Below are 6912 nucleotides of genomic sequence, written 5' to 3'. Positions count from 1 at the left end.
CGCAGCGCGGATATGCGGGATGACGACAGCGAGCAAGATATCTACAGTCGTGTCTACAACGCAGATCGCCCCGAGATTTTCTTCAAAGCGACGCCAGCCCGGTGCGTTGGACCCAACGGCTTCGTCGGTATTCGGAGCGACTCCATACTCACGGCCACCGAGCCGGAGTTAGCCTATGTTCTCGGCGAGGATGGAGAAATTGTTGGCTACACGCTCTGCAACGATGTGTCCGCATGGGACATCGAGCGGGACAATCCCCTCTACCTGCCGCAGTCGAAAGTATTTTACGGTTGTTGTGCCCTCGGTCCAATGTTCGTCACCGCCTCCGAAATTGATGATCCCTATAACCTAAACATCAAATGCACAGTTATACGAAACGATAAACCAATCTATGAAGGCGGCGTAAACACCTCCCAAATTAATTGGAAGTTTGAGGAACTCACCGAATTCCTTTGCCGAGATAACCCCGTCCCGGTTGGCACAGTTGTCTCTACCGGCACCGGTATCATCGTGCCGAACGACCTGCCGCTAGCCCCCGGTGATATCGTAGAGATCGAGGCGGACGGGCTGGGCAAACTCTCCAACCCTGTCAAACAACTTTAGAAACTTATAGAGATAGGACTCACGCAGCCGGGTCATAAGTCCCCCGGATCTTCCAAAGTCCCCCTGACAAAGGTTTCCTCCTGACAAAGGTTTCCCCCCTGACAAAGGTTTCCCCCCTGACAAGGGGGGCTAGGGGGGTTAGGGATTGGGGATTTAGGAGGTTAAAAATAAATAGACACCTTCGTCCCCCGGTAGGTGCGGTTTCTAACCGCACCGGTTTGGAGTGTCTCATTAATTCCAAGATCCACTATAGAAACCAATGGTGCTAGTTTGCAGCTGTTGATAACCTGAAACGTGATACCCCGATAAATCGTCCGTGCCGAAATCAGGCAGACAGACTGTAAAATCCCGTTCTCCCGATAAGCGAGAACAAGTCGGAACATGAACAGCATTAGTTCATCACTTCATTTAGCCCCAGCGGGGCGACATGTTTATAGCCGGACGATAGGACCCTTCTTCCAAGCCCCAACGGGGCGACATGTCTATAGGACTTAGCTTTTTGCTCCAGCGGAGCAATATGTCTATAGAATACCAGCACCCATTATGCTCGCGCTCCAGAGGAGCGCAATGTGTATAGAGTTCATCAGATTAATTAATCAATTAACTAATGAGCCAATGCGCTGACAAAAAGCATCAGAGGTGCGATATGTGTATAGAAAATAAGTATCCAAGTGACCTAAAGCCCCAGCGGGACGATATGCGTATAGCACAAGCACGTAATACCAACCCCAAGCCCCAGTTGCTTTGAATCCCGCCTGTCCCCCTGATCTCGATTTATCGGGGGTAGGATTTATGTCGTTTCATATCAAATCCCCCTGATAAGCGGGATTGAGGGGGGTGTGGGAGGGGCACCCCTGCCTCGATACGCCCGATGAATCGGGCAACTACAACAGAGATTCCATAAACGGTTCGTAGGGAACAACGATCGTTGTTCCCTACTTTACCAAGCACGCTTCTTTTTCACTAAATTGCTCTATACATTACGCTCCGCTGGAGCGCGGGGTCTTGAATGAAATCATCCTGTGAATCCTTAAATCCCGAAAATCCTGATTCAGATTGCTTGGAATCACAATCTCCACATCGGCTCAAAAATCCGTGCAATCCCTTAATCCGCGATTCAGACAAACGACACATATCACCCCGCTGGGGCTAAATGCACCCGGCCGCTTATCACGTTCCGTTCTCCATCCTGAAAATCCTTAAATCCCGAAAATCTTGATTCAGACAACAACAACCCACAATTTCACAAATAGGTTGCAATATCGTAACGTATGTGATATAATTTCAGATGGGAAAGCCGCGTGGTCTCTTAACGCCACCTATACGCATCGGTCAAATTAGCCAACACTACTAAAATCAACCTGGAGGCATATTATGGCAGAAGCACCCCATCCGAACCAACTCACACCCCAACAAGAAACAGCGATTGACCTGATTCTCACTGGAAAAAACGATAGAGAAGTTGCTCAAACCATCGGGAAATCGCGATCCACCGTCAACATCTGGCGCAACCACGATCCACGCTTTATCGCAACACTGAATGACCGCAGACAACAAGTGTGGGGCGGACAACTCAACCGTTTGAACAACCTTGTAGCTGAAGCTGTTGATGTGCTTCAAGACGGGTTACACGACTCAGATATCAAAGTACGAATCATCTCAGCCGTACACATTCTCAAAGCCACCGGCGTCTACGGTGCAACCGTGCCAGGTTCACAGATAACAGATCCCGCAGAGGTGGCAGCGGACCACGAGGTCAAAAACGACCAGAGAAAAATGAGGCTTGACCTATACAAAGACAAGGCGACCCGCTCAGCTCAACTTGAAACGAAGTACCAGTCAAGCGCAAAGCAACAGAGCCACGCTTATGCAGAGGAACGAGAGCATAGGGTATCTAGTGAAATATCAGACACTAAAAGATACTTCAAAGTCGAAAAAGATACAAAAAATAGAGCGTCTTTGGAAAGCACCATATCGGCATACAGTAAAATCCCGCAAGAGACACTCAACAAAATTGACAACGACGGGCTCCATAATCTTATCGCCGATTTCATTGGCTTTCGTGACGATTACCTTAAGGTTGTAGAGGCAGATCTAACCAACGCCTACGTCAACTCAGACCTACCACCCTGGGAGGACTACACCGAAGAGACAGATCGCCAAATCGAAGCAGAGCTACAGCGAACGAAAGAAAAGACAGGCACAGTGCTCCAGATTTTCCTCAATGAGTGGGAAAAACGGGGAGGCAATGCAGCCCAACTATTGAAGGAAGTGGAGGAGCAACAGATCGCGTGGAAAAAAGAAATCCGCGATAGAAAGCAACAGTCGCAAGAACGAGACCTGCCAAGCGATCAGAAAGTTCCCAACTTGCTGGAGCCGCTAAACAACGGAGGTACACTGCCGGCGGAACTAGAGAACATACTCGCATTGATCAACCGCAAACCACCGCTTGAAGGCAACCACAACGGTGCCCCTGGCAAAATCTAACAAAATCTAACACTTTTAGGATTTACGCAGCCAACTGTAGGTGCTTGCATCCCGATTTATCGGGGCAGGTCACCTTATACCAATTCTGGTAAAGGATAACGCATTGTTGAAGTGTGAAGATTATAGCATTTACCAAATTGGAAACATCAAAATGCTAACGCGTCTGAATGTCTTTTGTACCACGATCTGTTAGATTGTGATCCGAGTCCCGACTCGTCCCGATGTATCGGGATTCTATCGGGGGGAGCGGATACCCATTGTTTCCCGTCCGAATCGTGTGACAAAATTATTCAGAAACGGTATTACCCTGTGCTCTGTAGGCGGGGCATCTTGCCCCGCACCAACTGTGGTAAAATACGTAAGTTCTATAGGAGACTAACCGATGTCAGCACCCAACGTCGATGTGTTTATCGGCATCCCCAAAGAAGAAATTGACACCCCAGCACTGCTGATCGATGTAGATATCATGGAAGCCAATATCCAGAAGATGGCAGACTATTTCAAAACGGTCAATGCAGATCTGCGTCCACATGTCAAAACCCATAAGACTCCGATTATCGCCCATAAACAGATGGAGGCGGGAGCGATCGGCATGACCTGTGCCAAACTCGGTGAAGCAGAAGCGATGATCCATGCGGGTATCCGCGACGTACTGATTGCCAATCAGATTGTCGGAAAGCAGAAGATCGCACGTCTGATTAACCTCGCCAAACACTCTGAGATTATGGTTGCGGTTGATGACCCGGATAACGTCGATCAGCTCTCCGCGGCTGCGGAAGCGAAAGGCACCACCCTGCGCGTCCTCATTGAAGTCAACTCCGGCATGAATCGCTGTGGGACGGAACCGGGACAACCCACGCTGGATCTGGCGCGTCACATCCTGAAATCAAAGGGGCTCAAGTTTGAAGGGATAATGGGTTATGAGGGGCACACCGTCATCACGCCGACTTTCGCCGAACGCAAAAGTTTAACAGGCGAATCTGTTGAGATGCTGATTGGGACCAAACACTTTCTCGAACAGAACGGTGTCCCCGTCAAGATTGTGAGCGGCGGTGGCACGGGCACCTATGCAATCACCGGTGCTTACCCGGATATGACAGAAATTCAGGCGGGGTCTTATGTCTTTATCGACTCAAGTTATCGGACGGTCGAAGGTATCGGTGAGGAGTTTGGATGCGCCCTGACCATGTTGACGACGGTTGTAAGTCGTCCGCAGCCGACGCGTGTCATCGTAGACGCAGGGGCAAAGGTGTTGACAAGTGATTCTGGCACACCACAACCGGTGGGGATTGAAGGCTTAGAGATGCGAGGATTATCGGAGGAGCACGGGAATCTGTCAGCGGACCCAAGCGTTGGGCTCAAGCCCGGCGATAAGATTGAACTTTTACCAACCCACTGCTGCACAACGGTGAATCTCCATGACCGGTACTATGCGGTTCGCAACGGGATTGTCGAGGATGTTTGGGAGATCGCTGCAAGAGGGAAATCACAGTAGCCCAATAAGGTAGTAGGCATACGCCGTATGCCGTAACCCTTGTTCACTCTGGTGGGGACTAATCCGGCTTGAATATATCCGACGTTATCCCAAGCACACGGCGACGCGGCAATAGCCGAGATAAGTTTGCCAGTAAATAGTTGACACTCCTGCCCGGAATCACATAGTTACGTCCCTTCAAAAAGGCTTTCAAGCCTTCCTCCACCACTGTTTCAGGAGTTTCTGCTCTGGTCATCCTTGCCACGTCGGCGTTGGCCACCTCCGCAAAGTTGGTGGCGGTATTACCCGGACACAGCGCAAGCACTGTCAAGCCACGTTTATGATACTCGCCCCAGAGTGATTCTGAAAAACCGAGGACAAATGCTTTCGTGGCACTGTAAACGGCAAGGTAAGGGATGGGCTGAAACGCTGCCGTTGATGCAACGTTGATAACCCCACCGTCCCCCTTCTCCAACATCGCAGGCAGAAAAAGATGTGTTAAACCCACCAATGCTTTGATATTGAGGTTCAGCATATCTTGGTAGCTCTGATAATCGTACTCTAGGAAGGGGCCACACTTTCCGAAACCGGCGTTATTTATCAGCACATCGACCGAGAGCGATGCAGATTGAACCTCGTCCCACAAGCGTTGAGGTGTATCCGGGTGGCTGAGATCCCCAAGACACACGTGCACTTGGATTTCGTGTCTTTCCGATAGCTCCTTGGCTATTTGTTGGAGTTTATCTTCCGAACGTGCCGTCAAGATTAAATCAGCACCATGATTTGCAAGGTTACGTGCAAACGCTTCGCCTATGCCGGACGAGGCACCGGTCACCAAGACCGTTGCGCCTTTGAAAGATTTCATCCTTATTTCCTTGAACTATGGTGAATGAGACGAATAAGTGGACATTTGCCAACAACTTCGACCTTCGTGAAGTTGCCAAAGTCCCCCTGATAAGGGGGATTTAGGGGGTTGGCTGTGCATTGGCAGTGTATAAGTAATTCTAAAATCTACCATAATTATCTTTATTGGGCGAGTGCAATCGCACGAAGCATCGGGCTGCTCAAGACTTCCGGGTTTACCACCGACTCAGGCATCTGTCCTGTTAGGACCCTTGCGACCTCTGCCGCTGCTGTTACCTCAAGGTCATAGGTAGACTCCTCAGAGACAAACGCTGCATGCGGTGTCAGAACTGCGTTGTCCAACCCAAGCAGTGGCTCATCGGGCTGAGGCGGTTCCTCTGCCAAAACATCTAGCCCTGCCCCCGCGATTTCGCCGGTCGTAAGCGCATCATAGAGGGCACCTGTGTCGATAACCCCGCCTCGTGAGGTATTGAGGACATAAGCTGTTGGCTTCATCCGACGGAACGCAGCCTCATCGAATACCCCTTCAGTTTCAGAGTTCAATGGGGCATGGATAGTGATAAAATCAGACTCCGCCAGAAGTTCAGGGAAATCGACCAATGTCACCTCATGTTCCGCTGCAATCTGTTGGGTGGCTCGCGGTGAGTAAATCAAGACCTCCAGCCCGAATGCCTTCGCTTTCGGCACAATTGCCTTCCCGATTTTGCCAAAGCCAACAATACCTAACTTTTGTCCACGAATCCGACGCATTGGCGGTCCCACGTCTCGCGTCCAATTTCCGCTCTTAATCGTTCGATCGAGTAGGCTAATTTTCCGAGCACATGACAGCAGTAATGCCATTGCGTGATCAGAGACCTCATCAATGCAGTAGGCAGGCACATTTGTTACAACCATTCCGAGAGCGGTAGCCGTCTCCACGTCAATGTTATCCAGTCCGATACCACACCGGCCAATAACTTTGCACTGTTGGGCAGCCTCGACGACCGCTGTGGTTACATGGAGCCAACAGGTCAGGATGCCGTCAACTTGAGGTGCCAATTCGATAAATTCTTCTTCTGTCCCACTTTCCGCAACAATTAGTTCTGCCCCTATCTCTTCTAAGACCTGTCGCTCCGGTTCGACGGAGGGCCAGGCATAGTCTGTCATCATCACTTTATATTTATAAGACATAATTGCAAATCCTTTCTTACATATAATCTATTTTTGTGGGAAATAAACCCTTTGCTAGGCTAGATTATACTATAACACAAGTACGACAGGAAAACAATTGTGAGGACACACAATTAGGGCTATTTAGTTTTCCGTTTTTTGACCGATTTCGGAATGACCCAAATCCGTAGGCGGGGCAGCTGGTTCCCCCGCAGTTTGTAGTAGCGCAATTCATTGCGCGTTCTTATGCCAACTGCTAATAGCATCGTTTATCCGTGTAATCCGTTAATCCGCGTTAATCCGTGATTCAGACAATAATATAGGAGAATTAAATG

General features: G+C 49.7%; 5 protein-coding genes. 3 read left to right on the top strand and 2 right to left on the bottom strand.

Features of this window, described 5'->3' with window-relative positions:
* From J4G02_15915 to J4G02_15905, 3 genes are all read left to right on the top strand, one after another.
* Positions 1 to 603 (top strand): fumarylacetoacetate hydrolase family protein (locus J4G02_15915; GenBank protein ID MCE2396050.1); only part of this gene is annotated, 603 nt, incomplete at its 5' end.
* A 1374-nt stretch (positions 604 to 1977) separates the two neighbouring features.
* Complete coding sequence (locus tag J4G02_15910) at positions 1978 to 3090, top strand: hypothetical protein (protein MCE2396049.1); 1113 nt, start codon at positions 1978 to 1980, stop codon at positions 3088 to 3090.
* Between the two features lie 382 nt (positions 3091 to 3472).
* Positions 3473 to 4585: a DSD1 family PLP-dependent enzyme gene (locus J4G02_15905; protein ID MCE2396048.1), complete on the top strand. Its 1113-nt coding sequence runs from the start codon at positions 3473 to 3475 to the stop codon at positions 4583 to 4585.
* A gap of 58 nt (positions 4586 to 4643) precedes the next feature.
* Here J4G02_15905 and J4G02_15900 read toward each other — a convergent pair whose 3' ends face one another.
* Positions 4644 to 5429, bottom strand: a complete 786-nt coding sequence (locus J4G02_15900; protein MCE2396047.1) for an SDR family oxidoreductase — start codon at positions 5427 to 5429, stop codon at positions 4644 to 4646.
* Between the two features lie 161 nt (positions 5430 to 5590).
* Complete coding sequence (locus J4G02_15895) at positions 5591 to 6598, bottom strand: C-terminal binding protein (protein ID MCE2396046.1); 1008 nt, start codon at positions 6596 to 6598, stop codon at positions 5591 to 5593.
* Positions 6599 to 6912 lie beyond the last annotated feature (314 nt).

Source organism: Candidatus Poribacteria bacterium (assembly GCA_021295755.1).
Classification (GTDB): Bacteria; Poribacteria; WGA-4E; order WGA-4E; family PCPOR2b; genus PCPOR2b.
This window is presented reverse-complemented; position numbering and strand designations above follow the sequence as displayed.

Excerpts from the sequence above, each read along its gene's own strand:
- J4G02_15910 (MCE2396049.1), top strand. The coding sequence starts at position 1,978 with ATGGCAGAAGCACCCCATCCGAACCAACTCACACCCCAACAAGAAACA.
- J4G02_15905 (MCE2396048.1), top strand. The coding sequence starts at position 3,473 with ATGTCAGCACCCAACGTCGATGTGTTTATCGGCATCCCCAAAGAAGAA.
- J4G02_15900 (MCE2396047.1), bottom strand. The coding sequence starts at position 5,429 with ATGAAATCTTTCAAAGGCGCAACGGTCTTGGTGACCGGTGCCTCGTCC.
- J4G02_15895 (MCE2396046.1), bottom strand. The coding sequence starts at position 6,598 with ATGTCTTATAAATATAAAGTGATGATGACAGACTATGCCTGGCCCTCC.